The 23505-nt window shown below is 46.0% G+C and carries 24 protein-coding genes; 15 read left to right on the plus strand and 9 right to left on the minus strand.

Going from position 1 to position 23505, the window contains the following annotated elements; translation table 11 throughout:
* Nucleotides 1-44: 44 nt before the first annotated feature.
* Genes ACZIX4_RS11475 through ACZIX4_RS11495 form a run of 5 tightly spaced genes read right to left on the minus strand, consistent with a single transcriptional unit; the run spans nucleotide 45 to nucleotide 3754 of the window.
* Entirely contained in the window at nucleotides 45-830 is a 786-nt protein-coding gene (locus tag ACZIX4_RS11475; RefSeq protein ID WP_463335778.1) for a hypothetical protein, read from the minus strand.
* Complete coding sequence (locus ACZIX4_RS11480) at nucleotides 827-1615, minus strand: hypothetical protein (RefSeq protein ID WP_463335779.1); 789 nt, start codon at nucleotides 1613-1615, stop codon at nucleotides 827-829. Before ACZIX4_RS11480 ends, ACZIX4_RS11475 begins: the two co-directional genes overlap by 4 nt.
* Complete coding sequence (locus tag ACZIX4_RS11485; RefSeq protein ID WP_463335780.1) at nucleotides 1605-2324, minus strand: hypothetical protein; 720 nt, start codon at nucleotides 2322-2324, stop codon at nucleotides 1605-1607. Before ACZIX4_RS11485 ends, ACZIX4_RS11480 begins: the two co-directional genes overlap by 11 nt.
* Entirely contained in the window at nucleotides 2317-3030 is a 714-nt protein-coding gene (locus ACZIX4_RS11490) for a peptidase associated/transthyretin-like domain-containing protein (protein ID WP_463335781.1), read from the minus strand. Before ACZIX4_RS11490 ends, ACZIX4_RS11485 begins: the two co-directional genes overlap by 8 nt.
* On the minus strand, nucleotides 3020-3754 hold the full coding sequence (locus ACZIX4_RS11495; protein ID WP_463335782.1) for a hypothetical protein: 735 nt from the start codon (nucleotides 3752-3754) through the stop codon (nucleotides 3020-3022). Before ACZIX4_RS11495 ends, ACZIX4_RS11490 begins: the two co-directional genes overlap by 11 nt.
* 76 nt (nucleotides 3755-3830) lie before the next feature.
* Between ACZIX4_RS11495 and pepE the strand changes: the two genes are divergently transcribed.
* The 6 genes from pepE to ACZIX4_RS11525 all read left to right on the plus strand — a co-directional run bounded on the left by pepE (nucleotide 3831) and on the right by ACZIX4_RS11525 (nucleotide 10057).
* Nucleotides 3831-4538 carry a dipeptidase PepE gene (gene pepE / locus ACZIX4_RS11500; RefSeq protein ID WP_463335783.1) on the plus strand — a complete coding sequence of 236 codons (708 nt, stop codon included), beginning with the start codon at nucleotides 3831-3833 and terminating at the stop codon, nucleotides 4536-4538.
* Between the two features lie 145 nt (nucleotides 4539-4683).
* The gene (locus ACZIX4_RS11505; protein WP_463335784.1) at nucleotides 4684-5244 is read left to right on the plus strand and encodes an RNA polymerase sigma factor; all 561 of its coding nucleotides are present in this window, start codon (nucleotides 4684-4686) and stop codon (nucleotides 5242-5244) included.
* Nucleotides 5231-5965: a hypothetical protein gene (locus ACZIX4_RS11510; protein WP_463335785.1), complete on the plus strand. Its 735-nt coding sequence runs from the start codon at nucleotides 5231-5233 to the stop codon at nucleotides 5963-5965. Before ACZIX4_RS11505 ends, ACZIX4_RS11510 begins: the two co-directional genes overlap by 14 nt.
* A 41-nt stretch (nucleotides 5966-6006) precedes the next feature.
* On the plus strand, nucleotides 6007-7047 hold the full coding sequence (locus ACZIX4_RS11515; protein ID WP_463335786.1) for a hypothetical protein: 1041 nt from the start codon (nucleotides 6007-6009) through the stop codon (nucleotides 7045-7047).
* A gap of 305 nt (nucleotides 7048-7352) precedes the next feature.
* Complete coding sequence (pruA, locus tag ACZIX4_RS11520; protein ID WP_463335787.1) at nucleotides 7353-8978, plus strand: L-glutamate gamma-semialdehyde dehydrogenase; 1626 nt, start codon at nucleotides 7353-7355, stop codon at nucleotides 8976-8978.
* 692 nt (nucleotides 8979-9670) lie between these two features.
* Nucleotides 9671-10057, plus strand: a complete 387-nt coding sequence (locus tag ACZIX4_RS11525) for a DUF1801 domain-containing protein (protein WP_463335788.1) — start codon at nucleotides 9671-9673, stop codon at nucleotides 10055-10057.
* 151 nt (nucleotides 10058-10208) lie between these two features.
* On the opposite strand, the gene rsmG is transcribed toward ACZIX4_RS11525, so the two are convergent.
* Nucleotides 10209-10835 carry a 16S rRNA (guanine(527)-N(7))-methyltransferase RsmG gene (rsmG, locus tag ACZIX4_RS11530; protein ID WP_463335789.1) on the minus strand — a complete coding sequence of 209 codons (627 nt, stop codon included), beginning with the start codon at nucleotides 10833-10835 and terminating at the stop codon, nucleotides 10209-10211.
* A 123-nt stretch (nucleotides 10836-10958) separates the two neighbouring features.
* Here rsmG and ACZIX4_RS11535 point away from each other — a divergent pair, with 123 nt between their 5' ends.
* From ACZIX4_RS11535 to ACZIX4_RS11555, 5 genes are all read left to right on the plus strand, one after another.
* Complete coding sequence (locus ACZIX4_RS11535; protein WP_463335790.1) at nucleotides 10959-12167, plus strand: pyridoxal phosphate-dependent aminotransferase; 1209 nt, start codon at nucleotides 10959-10961, stop codon at nucleotides 12165-12167.
* 289 nt (nucleotides 12168-12456) lie between these two features.
* Nucleotides 12457-13623: a formate-dependent phosphoribosylglycinamide formyltransferase gene (gene purT / locus ACZIX4_RS11540; RefSeq protein WP_463335791.1), complete on the plus strand. Its 1167-nt coding sequence runs from the start codon at nucleotides 12457-12459 to the stop codon at nucleotides 13621-13623.
* A 132-nt stretch (nucleotides 13624-13755) separates the two neighbouring features.
* Nucleotides 13756-14181, plus strand: a complete 426-nt coding sequence (locus tag ACZIX4_RS11545) for a DUF4878 domain-containing protein (protein ID WP_463335792.1) — start codon at nucleotides 13756-13758, stop codon at nucleotides 14179-14181.
* Nucleotides 14182-14271: 90 nt separating this feature from the next.
* A complete protein-coding gene (locus ACZIX4_RS11550; RefSeq protein ID WP_463335793.1) occupies nucleotides 14272-14760 on the plus strand; it encodes a DUF4878 domain-containing protein in 489 nt (162 codons plus the stop codon).
* Between the two features lie 14 nt (nucleotides 14761-14774).
* Nucleotides 14775-15491: a YiiX/YebB-like N1pC/P60 family cysteine hydrolase gene (locus ACZIX4_RS11555; protein WP_463335794.1), complete on the plus strand. Its 717-nt coding sequence runs from the start codon at nucleotides 14775-14777 to the stop codon at nucleotides 15489-15491.
* A 31-nt stretch (nucleotides 15492-15522) separates the two neighbouring features.
* Here ACZIX4_RS11555 and ACZIX4_RS11560 read toward each other — a convergent pair whose 3' ends face one another.
* Nucleotides 15523-17148 carry a hypothetical protein gene (locus ACZIX4_RS11560; RefSeq protein WP_463335795.1) on the minus strand — a complete coding sequence of 542 codons (1626 nt, stop codon included), beginning with the start codon at nucleotides 17146-17148 and terminating at the stop codon, nucleotides 15523-15525.
* Nucleotides 17149-17241: 93 nt separating this feature from the next.
* Between ACZIX4_RS11560 and ACZIX4_RS11565 the strand changes: the two genes are divergently transcribed.
* From ACZIX4_RS11565 to ACZIX4_RS11575, 3 genes are all read left to right on the plus strand, one after another.
* Nucleotides 17242-17916, plus strand: coding sequence for a response regulator transcription factor (locus tag ACZIX4_RS11565; protein WP_463335796.1), 675 nt, complete (start codon nucleotides 17242-17244; stop codon nucleotides 17914-17916).
* Between the two features lie 3 nt (nucleotides 17917-17919).
* Nucleotides 17920-19293 carry a sensor histidine kinase gene (locus ACZIX4_RS11570; RefSeq protein WP_463335797.1) on the plus strand — a complete coding sequence of 458 codons (1374 nt, stop codon included), beginning with the start codon at nucleotides 17920-17922 and terminating at the stop codon, nucleotides 19291-19293.
* A gap of 169 nt (nucleotides 19294-19462) precedes the next feature.
* On the plus strand, nucleotides 19463-20428 hold the full coding sequence (locus ACZIX4_RS11575) for a bestrophin family protein (RefSeq protein WP_463335798.1): 966 nt from the start codon (nucleotides 19463-19465) through the stop codon (nucleotides 20426-20428).
* A gap of 196 nt (nucleotides 20429-20624) precedes the next feature.
* Here the strand turns inward: ACZIX4_RS11575 and xth are convergent, their stop codons facing one another.
* On the minus strand, nucleotides 20625-21401 hold the full coding sequence (xth, locus tag ACZIX4_RS11580) for an exodeoxyribonuclease III (RefSeq protein WP_463335799.1): 777 nt from the start codon (nucleotides 21399-21401) through the stop codon (nucleotides 20625-20627).
* 128 nt (nucleotides 21402-21529) lie between these two features.
* Between xth and fabD the strand changes: the two genes are divergently transcribed.
* Entirely contained in the window at nucleotides 21530-22405 is an 876-nt protein-coding gene (gene fabD / locus ACZIX4_RS11585) for an ACP S-malonyltransferase (RefSeq protein ID WP_463335800.1), read from the plus strand.
* Nucleotides 22406-22508: 103 nt separating this feature from the next.
* Here the strand turns inward: fabD and ACZIX4_RS11590 are convergent, their stop codons facing one another.
* Nucleotides 22509-23435 carry a cation diffusion facilitator family transporter gene (locus ACZIX4_RS11590; protein ID WP_463335801.1) on the minus strand — a complete coding sequence of 309 codons (927 nt, stop codon included), beginning with the start codon at nucleotides 23433-23435 and terminating at the stop codon, nucleotides 22509-22511.
* Nucleotides 23436-23505 lie beyond the last annotated feature (70 nt).

Genomic DNA, 23505 nt, shown 5'->3' on the forward strand with positions numbered 1-23505 from the left:
GGGTTTTAGCTTGTGTTTAAGCAAAGATAAGCTTTCTGCCAAAACTACCCCTTGTTGCGTTTCAGGTATTCGTTTGCCTTACCCACCAGATAATCGGTCAGCTCAAATTCCTTTTTCGGGTCCAGCAGCGGGCGGGTTTCCTTGCCTTTGTCGCAGAAGGTAAGGAACGCACCTATTTCATCGTGTGGTATTTTTAGCGTTTCGGTAAAGAAGTAGTGTGTAAAACGCCCGCTTACCACCTCGGTAAAGGTTTTGGTATTGGGTACGCCGTCTACAACGCCTTTGTCCTGTTTTTTCTTTTTGGGTTTAAAAATCATCTTGCCCATAGCTATAAAGTCGAGCCCTTTCAGTTCGCTTTCGATAATAGGCAAGGCACCGTTTACCGGGCGTTTGCTTATAGGGAAGGTATACTTCAGTTGCTCCGGAGTTACGTGCGGGTTTAGTGCTACCACTTTAGTTTTTCGGGTGTCGTAGCCCAGGTCACCGGTAAGCGGGGTTATCACTACCTCGTCAAGCGTGGTGACGTTGAGGTCCATTTTCAGTGTAAGCGGGTTTTCTTTCAGGTGACTGTCTTTAAGCACTAAAAATTGCGACCTGAACGTAATACTGTTTACAAAAAGGGTATCGCCTGCACGGGCATAGATGGTGAAAAAGCCGTCCATATCAGTAACGGCGCTGATGTGTGAAGTGCTGTTTTGTACTGTAATATCGGCTACACTGAGTGAATCGGCTATGATGTGCCCACGCAGTATTTCGCGGGGTTTCCTGTTTTGGCTGAAGCCAACGAGGGGCAACAGCAGTAATAAGGTGAGTAAGGTTCTTAATTTCATGGCCTGGAGGTTTGTGTTGTTTGTTGTTCGGTTGTTGGATTTTCCTTTTGCAGCTTCAGGTACTGTTCTGCCAATACCATGAGGCGCAATTTAACCAATTCGTTATTCTTTACCTTTATGGCTTCGGCACATTCGGGGTCTTCTACGGCATAAAAAATAAACCCGTTTACCAGTTCAGCCGGTATGTGTAATTTTTCGGTTATCTGTGCTGGGGTGTAAATGCTGTTTATCCCTTCTATGCTAAATTCCCTGCGCTCTGTGGCCAGGTTCTTTTTCATCATTTTAGTACGCCCGCTTATGGCATTAATAATAGGGTCTAACGGAAAAGATATACCACCCATCAACAAAAACATAAAATTGGGCTTAAACTCGCTTGCGGTTTTCAGCCTGCGTTCGGCTACGGTATATTGTTTTTGCCCTTTTGGGACTATACCCAGCGATTCTGCGTTGATGTAGCTTATTTTGAGTTCCTCCAGTTCGGCAGTGCTTATTTCTACCGAAAGGATGTACGGGTTGTCTTTAAGTGATGCCTCGCTAATGGCAAATTCCCGCACCTGTATGCTTTTGCCGTATACGGCTATTCGGTCTCCGGGTTTTACAAGCAGCGTGAAGTTTCCCTGGCTGTCGGTTTTGGTTTCAGCACCCGTAATGTTGTTTATTACGAAAAGCCCCGGCAGTACGGCATCGCCAGATGTTACACGCCCGTGCAGTTCCCTGCGCTGTTGCTGGGCAACCATGGCAAGCGAACATAAAAACAGTACTACAATACTGAGTTTACTTTTCATCAGCAAGCCGGTTTAGGTACTCTACGGCAAGGGGTTGCAGGTAAGGTTTGGCTTTTGCACGGTTATTGGCTTTAAGCCAAAGCATGCAGTCATAGTCTTCGGCGGCGTAGTAAATAAAACCTTCCACATTTTCAGTCGGTACGGCAAATTCCTCATAGAATTCGTCGTCAGTATACATGTTGCGCAGGTTTTGCACTGCGGTAATTTTATCTTCGGTATTTACGCTCTTTTTTATGGCTTTACTTTTTCCCGTAACGCGGTTAATGATACCGTCTACGTTAACGTTAACGCCCTGGTTCATGCCCACAAGCTGGTTTGCTTTTTTGCGGCGTTCGGCAGGGGTAAGGTCGGGCCCGGCATCCAGCCCCAACGATTTGTTGTTTACCTTATCATCTACAACCACTTCCTTAAGTTCGGTGCCTTTCAGTTTCACGTCGAGCTCAAAAGGCTGCTGGTCAAACCATTCTTTAGAAACGGTAAACTCCCGTACTTCGGTACGGTCGCTGTACACGGCTAACTTTTCTCCCGGCCTTATATCCAGTTTAAAAAGCCCGTCGGCATCGGTTTTGGTTTCAAACCCGGTACTTTTATCAATGACAAAAATATCCCTCAGCGGAATGTGGTCGCTTACCACTTTACCGCGAAACGACTGCCGCTGTGCAAATACGGTTGCCGATATAAAAAGTAAAAGGTACAGTAGCTTATTCATGTTGGTTTTGCAGTTTGTTGTATTTTTCAGAAAGTTCCATAAGCAGTAGCTTCAGCAGGCTTGGGTTGTCCGACTTAATGGCATCGGCCACCTGTGGGTCTTCAATCGCGTAGAATAAAAAGCCCCGTGCCTGTTCGCGCGGTACGCCCATTTTTGCAAGCTCATCATCACTCACCATGCCGTCTATGGCGTCCAGCAGCTGTTCCTTGCGTTCGGTTTGCAATGCTTTTTTCAGCATCTTCATACGCCCGCTCAGTAGGTTTATCAGCTGGTCCAGTCCCATGCCGCTTCGCGCGGTGTGCAGCCTGCGCTCGGCAACGGTCATTTGCTTCTGGCCTTTGGGCGCTATTCCCAGTTGTTCAGATGTTACTTTGTTATCTATTACCACTTCCTCCAGTTCCGTGCCTTTGGTTACCACCTCTAACATATAAGGCTTTTCGGTAAAAGAACGGTCGCTTATGGCAAATTCCCTTGTTTCGGTAAAGTTGCCGTATACCGCCAGCTTATCGCCCGGTTTTGCAGGTATGGAAAAATTACCGTTGGCATCGGTTTTTACCTCGGCACCGGTAGACTGGTTGATAACGTATACGCCATATACCGCATTACCCGAAGACATAACACGTCCAAGCAGGGGATTGCGTTGCTGCGCTGTGGCAGTAAAGCTAAGGATGAAAAAGAATAGTATGCTAAGGCACTTATTTATCATTATTGAGTAGTGACAGGTATTTTTCTGCCAAACCGGTCATCATAAACTTTGCCATATTAATGTCTTTACGGTCTATGGCCTGGGTAAGGTATTTGTTTTCCACGGCGTAGAATACAAATCCCGATACGTATTCCAGAGGGATTTTCAGTTTGGCTACAATGTCGTCTTCACTATAAAGGTAGTATATTTTTTCGATAAAGGTTTCCTTTTTCTCCGTTTCGGCGGCCTTTTGCAGCATGGCGGTACGTCCGCTGAAGGCGTTCATAATCGGGTCCAGCCCTAACGGGTTCATCCTGAAACTGCTGGCGGTAGCCAGTTTGCGCTCGGCAGGAGTGTACTGTTTTTGGTTTTCGCTTACAAAGCCTAATGACACCGCATTGATGTAGCTGTAATCGGTAATGATTACCTCGCTCAGTTCGTGTTGCAGCGGCTGTAACGGCACTAACAGCAGGTCTGGGCCTAAGTCGGCTTCCTTAACCGCCACGTTTTTTGCAGTGAACTGTACTGCCGAAAAAACCAGAGTATCATTAACGGCTGCATTTATGGTAAAGTAACCGCCGCGCTTGGTAAGCACCGTGGTTTCGGTAGTGCGGTTTATTACGTAGATGCCTTCCAGGTCGTCGAAGTTAGAGACTACCTTTCCGTTTACGGCACAGCGTTCCTGCGCGGTAAGGGGTGCGGTAACAAACAGTAACAGTATCAGGCTTTTTAAAATGTGGTTCATATAGCATTGTGATGGTATGCAGCAGCGGGTTGTAAAAACTTTGTAACTTTACCCGGCACTACAAGTAATTAAACGAATGAAAAAACTAATTATTGCGAGTACATCTACATTGCACGGCGGCGGCTACTTAGAATACCTGTTGCCCACGCTTCAACAGCATTTTACAGGTTGTACTTCGCTTATCTTTATACCGTATGCACGCCCCGGAGGTATAACCCATGACGATTATACCGCGCGTGCGGCGGCTTTCTTTGCAAAGTTAAACATTACCGTTAGGGGAATCCACGAGTTTGATGACCCGGCAGCCGCGTTAACCGACGCTGAGGGCGTGTTTACCGGAGGTGGCAATACCTTTCTGCTGGTGAGCCAGTTGTATAAGACGGGTGTTATGCCTGCGCTTGTTAATGCGGTAAACCGTGGCGTACCCTACCTGGGCAGCAGTGCAGGCAGTAATATTTGCGGGCTTACCATGCAAACAACTAACGATATGCCAATAATATACCCGCCGAGCTTTAAGACCCTTGGGGCCATACCGTTTAACATTAACCCGCATTATCTGGACCCGCAGCCGGGAAGTACTCATATGGGCGAAACCCGCGAAACCCGCATCAAGGAATTCCATATGTTTAATACGCAGCCGGTACTGGGCCTGCGCGAAGGCAGCTGGCTGGAAGTAAACGGTACTACTGTGCTGCTTAAGGGCGATTTACAGGCAAGGCTGTTCCGCCACGGTATGGAACCTGAAGAGATAGATACTGGTGCCGACCTGAGTTGGTTAAAATAATTTTTCATTATAAATGTTTGTAACGCTGCGTTTTAGCAGCGTTTTTTATTTTTATCTTTAAAAAAGTGAATTTTTTTTCATGTCCATGCAACCATTTTTTAAGTTGCCTCGTCTTTGTAAATAGAAACCGTAACCAATAAGAGTTTTGAAAGTAATAGCATTACATAGGGATGAGAAAGAGCTGATACGGCAGGCCGCCGAAAACAACCGGCACGCCCAGCACAGCATCTACTCTAAACACGCACCCAAGATGCTGGGGATATGCAGGCAATATATAAAAGACCTGCACCTGGCCGAAGATGTAATGATTACTGCTTTTATGAAGGTGTTTACAAGCCTGAAGAACTTTGAACACAAAGGCAGTTTTGAAGGATGGATACGGCGGATAATGGTAAATGAGTGCATAAGCTACCTCAGGGTACAAAAGAAGGTGGGCTTTTTGGAAGATGAGTATTATGCTGAAGACACGCACAACAATATAGAGAGCAACCTTTCGGTAGACGATATACAAAGCCTGATAGACGCACTGCCCGAAGGATATAAAATGGTTTTTAACCTGTATTGCATAGAAGGCTACAAGCACCAGGAGATAGCGCAGATGCTGGGGATTAGTGAGGGGACAAGCAAAAGCCAGCTGAGCCATGCAAGGAAGATGCTGCAGGAGCAGATTAACAAACAAAAGAATTACGAAAATGGAACCGAATAAACTGGAACAGGATATAAAGCAAAAGCTGGAAGGGCGTACCATAAACCCTTCGCCTATGGCATGGGACAGGCTCGATGCCATGCTTACCGTAGCCGAGCAGCAGGAAGAAAAAGTAATCCCTGTGAAAAAGAACAACCGTGGCTGGTTGTACATGGCGGCCAGTGTGGTGGTACTCATCGGCCTGGGAATGTTCTTCCTTAACAGGCAGGATAACGGCAGTGGTGTTAATACAGGCAACACGCCTCAGGTGGTTACTACGAAATTTGTGAAACCTACCATTGTAAATGATACGCCTGCTGTAGAAAATGTAACCGCTACACCTGCTAAACCGGTGTATGCTGTTGCAAAAGGAGAAACAAAACAACATGTAATAGGCTGTGATGGTGTTACGCCTGAACCTCCAGCAGAGGTAACCCCGGTAAAACAGGAAATAGCCCAAAATACCCCGCAAATACCGGTGCAATCGCATGAGCAAACTGCCTCGGCATCAAACAAACTTAAGGTAGATGCCAATGCGCTACTGGCCAGTGTGGAAGGTAAAGCACAGCCAGGTATGGCCGTGGCTTCTCAAAGCCAGCCGAAACTGAAAGTAAGCTCTAACGCGCTGCTGAACAGTGTGGAGGGTGAGCTGGATGAGAGTTTCCGTAGTAAAGTAATTAATTCTGTACAGAAAAAATATAATACCGTAAGAAGCGCAGTGGCAACGCGCAACCTGCAATAGTTCAATCATCAAATCATCAAAAATTTTAAATTTTAACGAACATGAAAGCAATCACTTTTTATGTAATGGCATTGCTATGCTTTTTAGCAACCAAAATGCACGGGCAGACTTTCGCACAAAGGGCTGCGGAAATCTCTGAAAACATTGAGAAAATCACCAAGGAAGAAAAAGATTCCCTTAAAGTGGAGGTAGATGCAATAAACCTGCTGCTGGAAAAAAATGAGATTACCGCACAGGACGCGGAAACCCGTAAAAAAGAGTACGCCGAAAAAAGGGCACGCAACATAGAAAACCGTGTGGGCATGGAGGAAGAAAAACTGGCTGGGCTGGTAAAAGATAAAGTTGACGGTAAAATAAACGAAACTTTTAAGGCTAAGCGTTTTGGGTTCTATTATAACGATAAGTATAATAGGGCTGAGCATGATTCTGTACGCCATTACAGCGGCTATAAGCGTACCACGTCTCAGTTTGTGTATGCACTGGGTGTAAACCGCCTGGTAAAAGACGGTACCGCTGCCGATGGCTTTAAGTGGAGGTCAGATTTCTACGAGGTAGGCGTTACCTGGAATACCCGCCTGATGAAAGACCACAACCTGCTGCATGCAAAATATGGCCTTTCGCTGCAGTACAACAACCTGCGTCCTGATAATAACAGGGTATTTGCAGTAGACGGCAACCAAACCATGCTGGTAGACTTTGGTCGTAATGTAGACGTAGCCCGCCTGCGCTATGTAAACCTGGTAGTGCCTGCGCACTTGGAATTTGACTTTACCAAAAAGCAGGTGAAAGACGATAAAGTGTACTTTCCTTCACACGAAAGTTTCAGGGTAGGTATAGGTGGCTATGCCGGTTTTAACGTAAAGGAAAAACAAATCATTAAATACAATGATGATGCTGGTAACAGGGTGAAAAACAAAACCAAAGGCGACTATAATGTAAACGACTTTGTGTACGGCCTTAGCGCTTATGTGGGTTATGATGCCGTGAGTATCTACGCCAAGTACGACCTTCAGGAGGTATTTACACACAGCTTTGAAGGGTACAATAACTTTTCACTGGGCGTAAGGTTCGATTTTAATTAAGTTAGTTAGGTTAATATATTTTTGCAAAGGGGTTGTTGCCGGTCGTAGTGCGGTAACAGCCCCTTCGGCTTTTTTGTGTGGGTTCTGCTTTTCCGCAGGAAAAGCCCTTGTGTACTTCTGTAAAGTGTATGGGTTTAGGTACTCAAACTTTGTGAGCCCCGTGAAAATCGTTGTGCCCTTAGTGGTAAAAATCGGGTAGGGGTAATCAATAGATGTTGACTTGCCGTTCGGATGGTTATTCGTAACTTTGTGCTGCAAAATTTATTTTGCCGAAAAACAACGTGAGACTTTAAACAATAAACAACATGCCTAAAGGAATTTATAACGTGCCAAAGGCCGTAAACGAACCCGTAAAGAGTTACGCCCCCGGCACTAAAGAAAGAGAGCAGGTACAAGCTGCTTTTGCCCAGATGTACAGTACTACCGTAGATGTGCCAAACTACATAGGCGCAGAGGAAATCCGTACAGGGAAAACTAAAACCATAAACCCTCCGTTTGACCATAAAAAAGTAGTAGGCACGTACCACGAAGCCGAAAAACAACACATAGAGCAGGCCATAGCTGCCGCACTGGAAGCCCGCAAAAAATGGGCAAGCCTGGGCTGGGAGCACCGTGCCGCTATTTTCCTTAAAGCTGCCGAACTGCTTGCAGGCCCTTACCGCGCCAAAATAAACGCAGCAACCATGATAGCCCAGGCCAAGACTGTACACCAGGCCGAGATAGATTCGGCGTGTGAGTTTATTGACTTCCTACGCTTTAATGTAGAGTTCATGCAGCAGATTTATGCTGAGCAGCCTATATCGTCTGAAGGGATATGGAACCGCCTGGAGTACCGTCCGCTTGAAGGTTTTGTATACGCCATAACGCCGTTTAACTTTACAGCCATATCGGGTAACCTGCCTGCCGCACCTGCCCTTATGGGTAACGTGGTGGTGTGGAAGCCAAGCGCCAGCCAGGTATACAGCGCACAGGTAATCATGGAAGTGTTTAAACTTGCAGGCCTGCCTGCCGGTGTAATCAACATGGTTCATGGAGACCCGGTAATGATAAGCGAAACCCTGATCAGCAGCCCTGATTTTGCAGGCGTACACTTTACAGGTTCTACAGCAATATTTAACGGTATTTGGGGCCAGATAGGCCAAAACATAAGCAAATACAAAACCTATCCGCGCATAGTTGGCGAAACCGGCGGTAAAGACTTTGTGGTGGCACACCCATCGTCCCTGCCTGCTGAGGTAGCTACTGCTTTAAGCCGTGGTGCATTTGAATACCAGGGTCAAAAATGTTCAGCAGCATCGCGTGCCTACATCCCTGCATCGCTTTGGCCAGAGGTAAAAGAACTTTTGGTTAAGGACATCAACTCATTTAAAATGGGTTCGCCTGAAGATATGGGCAATTTCGTATCAGCTGTTATCCACGAAGGTTCGTTTGATAAGCTTGCCAAATACATCGACGCTGCAAAAGCATCTCCTGATGCCGAGATTGTAGCCGGTGGCGGTTATGATAAATCAGTAGGCTGGTTTATAGAGCCTACGGTTATTGTTACCACAAACCCTAAATACGAAACCCTTACTACCGAGCTATTCGGGCCGGTACTTACCATATATGTGTATGAAGATGCCAAGTGGGCTGAAACCCTAAAACTGGTAGACGAAACCAGCCCGTATGCACTTACCGGTGCCATCTTCAGCCAGGATCGCTACGCTGCCGAAGAGGCTACAAAAGCTCTTGAAAATGCTGCGGGTAACTTCTACATAAACGATAAGCCTACTGGTGCCGTTGTAGGCCAGCAGCCGTTTGGCGGTGCGCGCTCATCGGGTACTAACGATAAGGCAGGCTCAGTACTGAACCTTTACCGTTGGGTATCGCCGCGTACCATTAAAGAAACGTTTGTGCCACCTACAGACTACAGGTATCCGTTTTTGGGATAGTTTTTGTAAATATTATAAACACAGCCGCTTTTGGGTCTCCCGGAAGCGGCTGTGTTGTTTTCCGACTGTAGAGACGCATTGCATGCGTCTATTTATATATTTTTAAAAGAGTGAGACGTATGCAATGCGTCTCTACTAAACAAAAAAACGTCCCGCTTTTGGAGTTGCGGGACGTTTTTAAAAACCAATCAAAAACCAATTATGAAAAAAAACTTTACTTCTTGAAATCTGTGTCAGGTTTGTTCCCTGATTCTGATACAAATGTACAACGGTAAAACAGCATGTGGCTGAATTTTAGATGAGTGGGTGTAGTTGTGTCGATGAAATGAGTTTTTATTTATGTGAAGTAACTGCCAGCTTTTTGTTTTAGGATTTCCTTAACATCTTCTGTAGAGCGTATTGCATGCGTCTTAACCAAACAAAAAAACGTCCCGCTTTTGGAGTTGCGGGACGTTTTTAAAAACCAATCAAAAACCAATTATGAAAAAAACTTTACTTCTTATTTATGTCAGGCTTGTTCCCTGATTCTGATACAAATGTACAACGGTGAAATGGCATGTGTCTGAATTTTAGATGAGTGGATATGTTTGTGTCGACGAAATGAAGTTTTGTTTATGTGAAGTAACTGTAGACGGTTCATTTTTAATTTTTCTTAACAGAAATCAGTATCTTCATATCCACAAACAAGCAATATGGAAACAATACAGGAATATAATAATGCCCAGGCGGCAGGAGATAAGGCAATTTGCAATGTGCTTTTTGAAACGATAAACGACGCACTCCCTGAGGCTGAGAGCAAGATTTGGCATGCACACCCCGTGTGGTTTTTAGACGGCAATCCCGTGGCGGGGTATAGTAAACTGAAAGGCTCGGTGCGGCTGCTGTTCTGGAGTGGGCAGACTTTTGAAGAACCGGGGCTTCAGGTAGAAGGTAAGTTTAAGGCTGCCGAAAAGCGCTACACCTCCGTAGAAGAGGTGGACATTGCCGACCTGCAACGCTGGCTGCAAAAAAGCCGCGACATACAATGGGATTACAAGAACATTGTAAAGCGGAAAGGCGTTTTGGAACGGATTAAATAGGTTATTCGGTGATTTGGTTATACGGTTATGTGTTCCATGTCGACCGAAGCGCAGCGAAGTGGAGACATCTCTAAAAAATGTGTTTTATAATTTTTCGAATTAACAAATCCACAAAAATCGAATAACCACATTACCGTATAACCAAATAACCTTATTTATGTTTCATAGCCAAATGCACCACCTTTTTAGTCTCAAAAAACTCACCTTCAAAATAATCGGGCAGGTTGTAAACGGTCACCTTCTGGAAAACACTCAGTTCCTCGGTAAGGTCGCCGCCTTTAAGGTATAAGATGCCGTTTGGCAATGTATGTTGCTGGTCTTTCTTCACATTGCCGCGTACCCATTTTACAAAGTCGGGCATGTTGGTTACGGCGCGGCTCACGATAAAGTCAAACTCCTCGTTAATGGTTTCGGCACGTTTCTGTTCGGCACGGACGTTCTTCAGGCCAAGTCCTGCGGCCACTTCCTGTACCACCTTTATTTTTTTTGCAATGACATCCACCAGGTAAAAATTGGTTTCAGGAAACAATATTGCCAGAGGAATGCCGGGGAATCCACCGCCGGTACCCACATCGAGCACATTGGCGCCGGGTACAAATTCCATAACCTTGGCTATGCCCAGCGAGTGCAGTACGTGGCGGGTGTAGAGTTCGTCTATGTCTTTGCGGCTAATCACGTTTATCTTGGCATTCCAGTCCTTATACAGCCCTTCAAGCGCAGCGAATTGCGCCTTTTGGGTTTCGGTAAGGTTAGGGAAATACTGTAAAATTTCCTCCATCAGTTCAAATTTTTGACAAAAGTACACATTTCCGTGATGAAATTACTGCTTAACAATGCCTTTACATAGCGGTTTAATATTTACCTTTGACGCGCACATTTACAGGAGAATAAAACCGATATAATGGAAACAACGACGACAAAAGCAAATCCGCTTTCAGACAGGATTAACAACTTATCTACATCGCAAACGCTGGCCATGGCCGCAAAAGCAAGGGAACTAAAAGCACAGGGTATAGATATTATAAGCCTTAGCCTTGGCGAACCCGATTTTAATACCCCTGAATTTATTAAAGAGGCCGCCATACAGGCCATTAAAGATAACTACAGCACCTACCCCCCGGTAGACGGTTATGCCGAGCTGAAGGATGCCATCATCCTGAAATTTAAACGCGATAATAACCTGGACTATAAGCCGGGCAACATTGTGGTTTCTACAGGTGCCAAGCAGTCGCTGTACAACGTATGCCAGGTGATGCTTAACCCGGGTGATGAGGCCATACTGCCTGCACCGTACTGGGTAAGCTATGCCGAAATGGTGAAAATGGCTGAGGCTACCCCTGTTGAGGTTCCTACATCGGTAGAGAGTGATTTTAAAATCACCCCTGAGCAACTGGAAGCCGCCATTACGCCAAAGACAAAACTGATTATGTTCAGTTCGCCGTGTAACCCGAGTGGTTCTGTTTACAATCGTGAGGAGCTTACGGCTATAGCCAAAGTATTGGAAAAATACCCGCAGATTTACATTGTAAGCGACGAAATATATGAGCACATTAACTTTAGCGGCAACTTCTGCAGCATAGGAACCATACCTGGTATGTTTGACCGTACCATTACCGTAAACGGTGTGGCTAAGGCATTTGCCATGACAGGCTGGAGGATAGGCTACATAGGCGCTCCTGAGTTTATAGCTAAGGCGTGTACTAAAATGCAGGGCCAGGTAACCAGCGGTGCTAACAGTATTGCACAGCGTGCTACCATCACTGCGCTTCAGGCTGACCCAAGTGTGCTTAAAGACATGGTGAGTGCATTCCACCGCAGGCGCGACCTTGTGGTAGGCCTTGTTAAGGAAATCCCCGGGTTTAAAATCAACGTTCCTGAAGGTGCGTTTTATGTATTCCCTGATGTGTCTGCTTACTTTGGCAAAACACTAAAAGGTATGGAAATTAAAAATGCAGACGATTTCTCAATGTTCCTGTTGGAGCATGCTAACGTGGCTACCGTAACCGGTGATGCATTTGGTAACCCAAGCTGTATCCGTTTCTCGTATGCTACAGACGACGATACGCTTGTAGAGGCACTACGCAGGATTAAAGCTGCCGTAACCGAGTAATTCATTTTACTTTATATATTAGAATCCCGCCAATGGCGGGATTTTTTTATGCCGACCCTGAAGGGGTCGCGCGTATTACCCCCGGGATGAAATGCCGGGGAATCATGAATGGTTTTAATTTCGTTTACCAAGGGCGTTGCCCTTGGCTAATACACGCGACCCCTTCAGGGTCGACTACAAAACAAGGCATATCTATTCGCCCTAATTTATTTACCTTTGTACAATACAATAAACAACATAACACTGCTTACCTCCGGCAGTTCCCCCTTTGGGGGTAGGGGGCTTCTGTATGCAAAAGAAAATACTCCTTTTAGGTTCGGGTGAGCTGGGCAAAGAATTTGTAATTGCCGCACAGCGCCTTGGGCAAACCGTTATAGCTGTAGACAGTTACGAAAACGCCCCTGCCATGCAGGTAGCACACGGATTTGAAGTAATCAATATGCTTGATGGCGCCGCGCTTGATGCTGTGGTAGCCAAGCACCAGCCGGACTTTATAGTCCCTGAAATTGAGGCCATACGTACCGAGCGTTTTTACGATTACGAAAAACAAGGCATTACCGTAGTGCCGAGTGCCAAAGCTGCCAACTTCACCATGAACCGTAAAGCCATACGCGACCTTGCTGCAAAAGACCTTGGCCTGCGCACAGCAAATTACCGTTACGCTACATCGGCAGAGGAACTGCAAATAGCGGTAGCGGAAGTGGGTATGCCATGTGTGGTAAAGCCGTTAATGTCCAGCAGTGGCAAGGGCCAAAGCACTATAAAAACCGAAGCCGATGTAGAAAAAGCATGGAAATATGCCGTAGAAGGCAGCCGTGGCGATGTGGTGGAGGTTATTGTTGAGGCATTTGTAAACTTCAACAGTGAAATTACATTGCTGACCGTAACACAAAATGTGGGGCCAACCCTTTTCTGCGCGCCTATAGGCCACAGGCAGGAGCGTGGCGACTACCAGGAAAGCTGGCAGCCCGCCCACGTAAGCGATAAAGACATAGCCGAAGCACAGGACATGGCCCGTAAGGTTACCGAAGCCCTTGGCGGTGCAGGCATCTTTGGGGTGGAGTTTTTCCTTGCGGATGAAGGTGTGTATTTCAGCGAATTGTCGCCACGCCCACACGATACAGGTATGGTAACGCTTGCAGGCACGCAAAACTTCAGCGAGTTTGAACTGCACCTGCGCGCCATACTGAGCCTGCCTATTGCCGAAATAACCCTTGAAAAAGCAGGCGCCAGTGCCGTTATACTTGCATCGGGTACAGGTACGCCGGTATTTACGGGAATTGAGCAGATTGCCGCATTGCCCAAAACCGATTTCAGGCTGTTTGGCAAGCCTACTACAAGACCGTACCGCCGTATGGGTGTGGCACTGGTAAGCGATACACTACAAACCCCTGTGGAGGAAATTGTGGAGAAAGCTAAGGCAGCTGCAGCGCTTGTTACTGTTACAGAAGCATAAAAGGCACGCATAGCATAATAATGGAATCCCGTGCTGTGCGGGATTTCTTATTATAATTTATTTTGGGTTATTTACAATTTAAATCAGGAGAATCCGTTAATTTTGTATAACCTGAATCAACTCCATTTATTAATGAAAATTTCAAATTGTATCCCTGTATGTGCATTGATGTTTTTGCTGGTTTCGTGTGCCGATGGCCCTGAAGATGTAGCCGAAGAATTTGTGGAAGCTACAAACAAGGGTGAATACAAGGAAGCACAGGAGTATGCAGATGATGCCACATCTAAAATGCTGGACATGATAGACCAGTTTATCCCCGAAGTTAAAAAGAAAGAACTTTCTGCCCAGGACGTAGATGTTACGGTACTTTCGTCTGAAGTAAAAGACTCTGTAGCCACGGTAAAAGTAGACCTTAAAATCAATGGCAAGGAAAGCGGGGTAAAAACCATTAAGCTTATTAAAAAAACCGATGGCTGGAAGGTGACAGGCGGCAAGGAAAGCAGCGGCGCCAACAACATCCCGATGGCCAAACCACCCGTACACGTGGGTAAACGGTAAAGATATCCCTACAGATAAAATATTGTTTTAAAGGGTTGTTTTGTGAAATCAAAAAATTATCTTTACAAAAATTTAACAACCACGATTAGTATGAAAAAAATTATTGCAGTATTTGCATTTTTATCACTTGGCCTTCTTGTTTCATGTGGTAACGAAAACGGTCCTGAAGGAGTAGCAAAAAAATTCCTTGAGGCTATAAACAAAGGTGAATTTGACGAGGCTAAAAAATATGCCGATGAGCAAACAGGCTCTATGCTTGGCATGGTAGGCGGCATGATGACACCTGAGAAAAAAGAAGAAGCCAAAAAGAAAGACATTAAAGTAGAAATCGTATCTTCTGAGATTGACGAAAAAGAAACTACTGCTACCGTAAAGTACAAACTTAGCGGTAAAGATGCAGAAAGTACTGACGAGAAAACGCTTACACTTAAAAAAGTAGGTGACGACTGGAAAGTAACCATCAACAAAGAAGACAAAAACAAAGAAGGCGCTCCGGGTGCCGGCGCTCCTGCTGCCCCTGCTACTGCTGAAGACACTACAGCTGTCCCTATGGATACTGTTGCTGCCCCTGCAGAATAATTTGTGATTTCATCATGAAAATAAAAACCACTGCCCGCCTGAAAAAAATATTCACGCTTACGGCAGTGGTTATTTTATTATTAGTAGCCCTGTACCGGGGCTTTTTTTATGCCGATCACCTGTCTGAAGTGCATGCCGTACAACGTTACCGCAATGCCACCCGGCTTACTGCTGCCGATATGCAAAAGCTTCAGGAAGGCGATTTTATCCTGAGGCGGGGTTTCGGCTTTTTTAGCGACTATGTTGCATCTGACCTTAATACGGGGCCCATAGACGTTACCCATGCCGGTATACTTGTTAAGCGAAATAACCGCTGGCAGGTTATCCACTCGCTATCGTCTGATGTATCGGAAATAGACGGCGTGCAAATGCAGCCGCTGGATACTTTCCTGAAATATTCCGCTCCCGATAAGATCATTATTACCCGCACAAAAGATTGTGATACTACACTGGGCTGTAAAATAGGCCTCCTTGCCGATGCTTACCTTGCCAAAGGTATTCCCTTTGACCATAAAGGCACAATAGATGACGACCATGAGCTGTTTTGCACCGAACTCATCTGGAAAATACTGGAAAAAGACCTGCACCATGTGCAACTGCCGCAAGGCCATGAAGCCCGCGAAAAATTCTTCTACACCATGATGCCGATGTACAACACCCAGTATTTTGACATTATCATCAACCAATACGAAAAAAAGAACGCTGCCCTGCACGCACAAAACGTACAGTAGCAGCGCTGCTATAATTGTATTTGTTTTTATCCTATTTTTTCGACTGTAGCGAAAGGTTCTGGAACGCCGAAACGTTAATCACCTTTTCTGAATCATTGTCAAATGATATGCTGATACTGTCACCCGCCTGGGTTACCGGCAGTTCATTCGATATTTGCGACGAGCCGATGAAGATGCGCTTATCACCCGGAAGAGTAAAGTAATAGAAACTGTTGCCATTCTTTATATCGCTGTGTATACGCTCCACTACCGATTTTACCGCCACTTTTGGTGTAGCCTGAGCAGGGTTAATACGGTTATCGGCCATGTTGTATACGTTTTTGTATGCCATAAGGGTTTCCTGCATGGTGTTGCCCACCCCCACTATGGTATAGTCGGCTATAGAAACCATTGCATACATCTTTACCAGGCCGCCATCGTCTTTCAGCGTCATTACATACGTAGGTATGTTGTTTATGTTGTACGGCACCGGCATAGAAGCTTTATAGCCTTTTTCCTGAACCTTACCCTCAGCCGATTGCTGTGCGGCATATTCGGTAGCGCCACTTTGATTATAGTAGGTAGCTTCCTTGGTCTTGGTATCAACGAGCACAAAGCCAACAGCAGATTCTTCCTTACCTACCGAGCTAAGCCCGGTGTACCAGTACGATTTGTTGTTTTCGCCATATACCAGTGTCATATCTTCGGTAGTCTGTAGCTTGCCTTCACCGCTAAAGTTCCAGTAGCCGCGTACATACTCACCCCAGTCGTTCAGCTGGTCTTCTATAAATTCCTGTGGCTGTACACGGTCTACCCAGGCAGGGATATCGTGTACAGGGTGTTCTGTTATTTTACCGGTTGCGGCATCTACCACCACTATACCGGTAGCATCGTCACCCGATACGCCCACCTGTTTTTTGAATTTGGTTACTACCCAAAACGGGTTACCCTCGTCGTCTACCTCAAAGGTATAGTCGGCAAGGCCGGTAGAGGCATACCCATTAAAGTACAGGTAACGCTCCAGGTCTTCAAAGAAGAACGAACCCGGCTGGTATTTTATATTGATGCCCTTTCCGTTTACTTTCTCTACCAGCTTCACATCGCGCTCATTGGTCGCCGAAACCATAACATAGCCGGGAGTACCCTCGCGGTTATTGGCCCACTTAAAAAAGCCCGAGTGCAATAGCGGGGCCACCCAGTACAGTTGGCCGTTTACCTTCTGTATGCTGAAGTTGCCCAGTGTAGCCTTGCTGCCCAGTGCAGGTTCGCTGCCCAATATTTTTTCACCAAGGAGGTAGGCAAGGTCCTGGTCTACTACACGTACGTTGTCTATATCCAGCGGGGTAATGTGGTGGTGCATATCGGTACCGTTTTTTATTGTACCAATAAGCGCACGGTAGTCGCTGCTGCGGAACATTGGCGCGCTGATAAAGGCAGAAATAAGTATATAAGCGAATACTACACCCATGCCGTACAGCAAAGGGCGCATTATTTTAGATGGTTTTACAATCACTTTTTTGCCCGAGGTCTCGGTACCCGACGTAGTTACCAGCAGTACCAGTAACAATACCAAGATAAAGAACGGGAATTTCAGGAAGCCGAAACCGATTACCGGCAAGCCGATATATACAAAAAGGAAGGCCAGTACGGGTACAATAATGATGGCTGATTTTTTCATGTTTAGGTGTTTTGCTATATTAGTAGTGCCTATTCTAAAAATGTTACGGCAGTTTTAAGGCAATTAATAAAATAATTCGGTATTTTGCCCGGTATGAAAATCCTGTTAGTAGAAGACGAACCCCAGTTGCTGTCGGTAGTACGCAAGGGGCTATCGGAAAGCAACCACGATGTAAGCGCCGCCCTTGACGGGGCTACGGCACTGCAAATGCTTGCCGCCAATACGTATGATGTGGTGGTGCTCGACGTTATGCTGCCCGATATAAACGGTATAGAAATTTGCCGCCGCCTGCGTGCAGAAGGCAACAACGTGCCCATACTGATGCTTACCGCACTGAACAGCAGCGACAATATAGTAATGGGGCTTAATTCGGGCGCGGATGATTATATGGCAAAGCCGTTTAAGTTTACTGAACTTGAGGCGCGCATTAATGCATTGGCACGCCGTGCATCGCAGGAGCAAAAACCTGCCGAACGCATCACCATAGCCGACCTGGAGATAGACCGCCGTACCAAATCAGTGCAGCGCGAAGGCCAGCCCATAAGCCTTACGGCAAAAGAGTTCCGCCTACTGTATTACCTTGCCAAAAACCAGGGGACAATACTGAGCCGCGAAAAAATACTGGACAATGTGTGGAATATTAATTTTGACATGAATACCAATGTGGTAGACGTGTACATTAACTACCTGCGCAATAAGATAGACAAGCCCTACGACCTGAAGCTGATACATACTATAAAAGGCCTTGGCTACGTACTGAAGACGTAACATATGGAAATTAAAAAGAAAATCACCCTTACTTACATTGCACTTAGCGGCATCAGTACGCTGTTGCTGTGCGTTATGGTGTTTTTTCTTTTCAGGTTTAATAATGAGTATTATTTTGTACAACGGCTCGTAGACCGTGCCAAAATTGTAGCCTCTATACATTACCAGCACGATCCTGAAAAAGCCGAATACTACCGTAACCTGAAAAAGAACGGCCTTGAGGAGCTGATAGAGGAAAGCGATTTTGTACTGAAGATAAACGGCCCCAGCTCGTTTGACTATAACACCGCACTGCACCTGCCCCACGAGTTTTATGACGAAGTGATGAAAAACGGCAGCGGCTACACCCAGTACCAGGGGTACTACCACTACGCCCAGATTTTTGACGAGCGGGGTATAAAATACATGGTTATTGTAGGTGCAAGAGACATACGGGGTACACGTACCACGGTGTATGTAACGCGTATACTGCTTTTTGGCGGAGTAGGCTTTATGCTGCTGGCGTACCTGTTCGGGCGGTTTTTAGCACGGCGTGTAATCAATCCGGTTTCAAGTATTACCAAGGAAGTAAAACGCATCAGCGCCAGCAACCTGCACAGCCGCCTGCCCATGCCCGATGCCGATGAAAACGATGCCATATACGACCTTACCCAAACCTTTAACAGCATGCTGAACCGCCTGCAAACAAGTTTTGAGTTGCAGGGGAATTTCATAAACAATGCATCGCACGAACTGAAAACGCCTATTGCTACTATAATTGCCGAAAGTGAAATCGCCCTGCTGAAGGAGCGCGATACTGCCGAATATGAAGAAGTATTACAAAACATACACAAGCAGGCATCGCGCCTGGGCAACCTTACCGAAAGTATGCTGAAGCTTACCCAAACGGGCTATGACGGTAACAAGCAGGTTATGGAAACCATTCGTATGGATGAGTTGCTTATGGAAGTAATGAGCAGCTTGGATAAAACACACCCAGGTAACCGCGTTACCCTGCGCATGGACGGTATGCCAGAGGATGAGCTACAACTTACACTTTCCTGCAACCGCCCGTTGCTGGAACTGGCCTTGGGTAATATTATTATTAACGGTATTAAATACAGCGACAACCACAATGTATTTGTAACCCTTTCGGCAGATGAAAAAGCCATCAGGATAAATGTAAGCGATATAGGCATTGGCATCCCTGCGGAAGACCTTCCACATTTGTACGAACCTTTCTTCAGGGGTAAAGAGGCTTCAAGATATACCGGTTATGGATTGGGCCTGCCCATGGCCATGCGTATTATAAAAATGCACAATGGCGATATGAAAGTGCAAAGTGAACCCGGCAAAGGTACCGAGGTGAGCATTGTTTTCAACCATCCCAAAAATTAAACATTAGAGATTCTAATGTATTTTCTAATGTACTTCTAACCGGGTTTTAAATCTTTTCTAATTTTAAAACAATTGCTTTGTAGATAGGGTAGTGTATTCCTGATATACAGCCCTGTATACATCACACACACACACACACACAATTGTTTGCTACAATCGTCTTTCCGATTTGGCAAAAGGAAGAAAGGAGGATATAATGCTGCTAAAGCAAAACATACCGCTCAGCTATGTGTTGGGTAAAATTAAGGTAGAGCTGGCGCTCGTGATATTGTATGCGGTAAGCTTTGAGCTGATACACCACCTGGCCAACCTAACTTCGGTAAACATACCCATAGCGGTACCGGCCATACTGGGTACCATTATTTCCTTACTATTGGCTTTTAAAAGCAACCAGGCGTACGACCGCTGGTGGGAAGCCCGCACCGTTTGGGGTGCTATAGTGAACGATTCGCGCACATTGATACGCCAGGTGCTGTCTTTTTATAAAGACACCGGTTTTGATGCTAGCGAGGGGAACCTCTTTAAAGAGCGTTTTGCCAAAAGGCAGGCCGCATGGTGCTATGCACTATCACAATCGCTTCGTGAAAAGGATGCCATTAAGCCTATAAGCACACTGCTTACACCCGATGAATTTGAATTTGTAAAGGGATTTGACCATGTGCCGAATGCTTTATTGCTATTGCATGCCAATGACCTGAAACGGGCTCTGGAAAACGGCCATATAAACAAATACCAGCAGATAGAAATAGACAGCACGCTTACCAAACTGTGTGATGCCATGGGCAAATGCGAACGTATAAAGAACACGGTTTTCCCTACTACATATACGCTGTACATAAGGTTTACGCTGTGCTTGTTTGTAGTACTGTTGCCATTCGGACTGAAGGATTACCTTGGCTACCTGCAAATACCGGTAGTAGCCATGATAGGGGCTGCGTGTTTCCTGATTGAAAAAATGGCATTGCACCTGCAGGATCCGTTTGAAAACCGCCCTACAGACACGCCGATGATTACCATTAGCAGTACGATAGAAAAGAACCTGATGCAAATGGTGCAGGCCAACTGTACCGATGCTGACCTTGAAACGATACTAAAGCAATTACAGCCCGCCAAAAACGGCTACTTTGTTTTATAACAATACCCGAATTCCGGGCGATTAACAACTCAAATGGAATAGTGCCGACCGGGTGCTATTACTCTCTGCTCGTAAATGAGAGTTCCGGTTATTATGTTTTTTTGGTGAATCCCGCTTCGGCGGGATTTTTTTATTAGCCTCACCTCAGCCCTCTCCAAAAGAGAGGGAGCAGCTTCACTCGAAATTATGACTACTTTTATTTTTCCTTCAATTCTATCCAAACCGGGGCGTGGTCGCTGGTTTTTTCCCAGCCGCGCACCTGTTTATCTACCCCCACATCCTTTAGCATGGGCAGGGCTTCATTACTGAGCAGGAAATGGTCTATACGCAGGCCGGCATTGCGCCCGTAGGCATTTCGGAAATAATCCCAATAGGTATAAATAGTCTCATCAGGGTATAGCTTTCGCAACGCATCTGTCCATCCCTGTGCTATCAGGTTATGGAATGCCTCACGCGTTTCCGGGCGGAACAACGCATCCTCTACCCAGCGTTCGGGTTTGTAAGCGTCTTTTTCGGTTGGTATTACATTATAATCGCCCGCTATAACCACAGGGATTTTCAAGTCGAGCAACTGCTGTGCCCTCGCCGCCAGCCTGCCGAACCATTTCAGCTTATAGTCGAATTTAGGCCCGGGTGCAGGGTTGCCATTAGGCAGGTACAGGCAAACAATAAGAACGTTATTTACCATCGCCTCTATGTAGCGACTTTGCTCGTCTTCAGGGTCGCCGGGAAGGCCGCGTCCTATTTCCTGTATTTCATAACCACGGGACAGTATAGCCACACCGTTCCAACTTTTTTGCCCGTGCCAAATAGCGTTGTACCCGGCAGCATTTATGGCTTCCAGCGGGAATTTTTCGTCGGGTGCTTTCAGTTCCTGTAGGCACACTACATCGGGTTTGGTTTCTTCCAGCCAGCGTAGCAGTACCGGCAGGTGTCCGTTTACACCATTTACGTTATAAGTGGCTATTTTCATGGTTTTATGTTTAGCATGAAGTTACAAAATATCGGCCGTATACCCATAAAGTAAAAAAAGCGTATTTTTGCCCGTACAAAAAACAAGCAGGGGCTGCATAAGCCTCTTTAAAACAGAAACTAAACAAAATGAAAGCATACGTTTTTCCGGGCCAGGGTGCCCAGTTTACCGGTATGGGTAAAGACCTGTACGAAGGTTCGGCTGAAGCAAAGGAACTTTTTGAAAAAGCAAACGACATCCTTGGTTTCCGTATTACAGACATAATGTTTGAAGGCACTGCCGAAGAACTGAAAGAAACCCGTGTGACCCAGCCTGCCGTATTTTTACATTCGGTTATTAAGGCAAAAACCCTTGGCGACAGCTTTACACCTGATATGGTTGCCGGACATTCGCTGGGCGAATTCAGTGCGCTGGTTGCTGCCGGTGCCCTTACGTTTGAAGACGGCCTGAAACTGGTAAGCCAGCGTGCCCTTGCCATGCAAAAAGCTTGTGAAATTACCCCAAGCACCATGGCTGCTGTACTGGGCCTTGAAGATAAAATTGTAGAAGATGTATGTGCTTCTATAGACGGTGTGGTGGTTGCTGCCAACTATAACTGCCCCGGCCAGCTGGTAATAAGCGGCGAAACCAAAGCCGTGGAAGCTGCCTGCGAAGCCCTGAAAGCTGCCGGTGCCAAGCGCGCCCTGATACTGCCTGTAGGCGGTGCGTTCCACAGCCCGATGATGGAGCCTGCCCGCGAGGAGCTTGCTGCCGCCATAGAGGCTACTACGTTTGCTAACCCGGTGTGCCCGGTGTACCAAAATGTGCCTGCTACCGCAGTTACCGATGCTGAAGAAATCAAGAAAAACCTTATTATACAGCTTACAGCTCCGGTTAAGTGGACGCAAAGCGTACAAAACATGATAGCCGATGGCGCTGCTTTATTTACTGAAGTTGGCCCGGGTAATGTACTGCAAGGCCTTGTTAAGAAAATAGACAAGGATGTGGAAACAGCACAAGGATAAAATTTTAGATTTTAGAATGTAGATTTCAGATTGAGTAAAATTCAATTGAAGCTATCGATACAAACAAGAATCCCGCTATGAGTTATTTCATAGCGGGATTCTTTTATTCGGTTACTTCCTCTTTTCCGGCTGCGTGTTCGCACTCTTCGCCTTCAATTTCTACTTCTATGGTATAGTAAGTAAAGGGGTGTTTTTTCAGGATGTCCTTCACGCCGCGTTTTACTGCTACAATTTCGGGAAAAGTAGTTATGCCCTGTGTTTTTATATGGGCAGTGTATACATGGTGTTCGCCTTCCAGCGACCAGATGTTTACATGGTGCATGCCGGTTACATAAGGCAGTTGCAGTATTTCGTTGCGTATGGCATCGGCATCTATATCGGCAGGCGCACCCTGTAGTAGTATTATCATGGTTTCCTTAAGCCTGCCGATAACATTGTACAGTATAAACAATGTTATACACAACGATAGCACCGGATCTAGCCATGGGGCATCGGTAAACATCATTACTATAGATACTATAAGCACCGCCACCCAGCCCAGCACGTCTTCTATAAGGTGCCAGCTTACCACGCGTTCGTTCATAGAAGTGCCGCCCATAAGCCTGTAGGCAGCATAGCCGTTTACCGCTATGCCCAGTACGGCAAAGTACAGCATGCCCGTAGCATCGGCCTGTTCAGGGTGTATAAGGCGGTTTACAGCTTCATACAACACAAAACCGGAACCAAGGATAAGTATCACGCTGTTTATAAGCGCACCCAGCAGGCTGAAACGGCTATAGCCAAAGGTAAACTTGGCATCGGCCTTTTGTGCAGACTTGTTGTGCAGGTACCATGATATACCGAGTGAAAGGCTGTCGCCAAGGTCGTGCAGCGCATCAGACAGTATGGAAACGCTGTTTACGTAAAAGCCACCCACAGACTCCAGGATGGTAAATCCCAGGTTAAGGAAAAAGGCTGCCTTTATGTTTTTGGCAGAGGTGTGATGTGAATGGTCGTGCCCATGGTGATGGTGCGAGTGGCTGTGAGACATTATAAATACCCGGTTTTGATTTTAAAGGTACAAAGGAAATGCCTTTGCCGAAGCAAACAAAGTATTAAAT

The organism is Flavobacterium niveum (assembly GCF_055231775.1).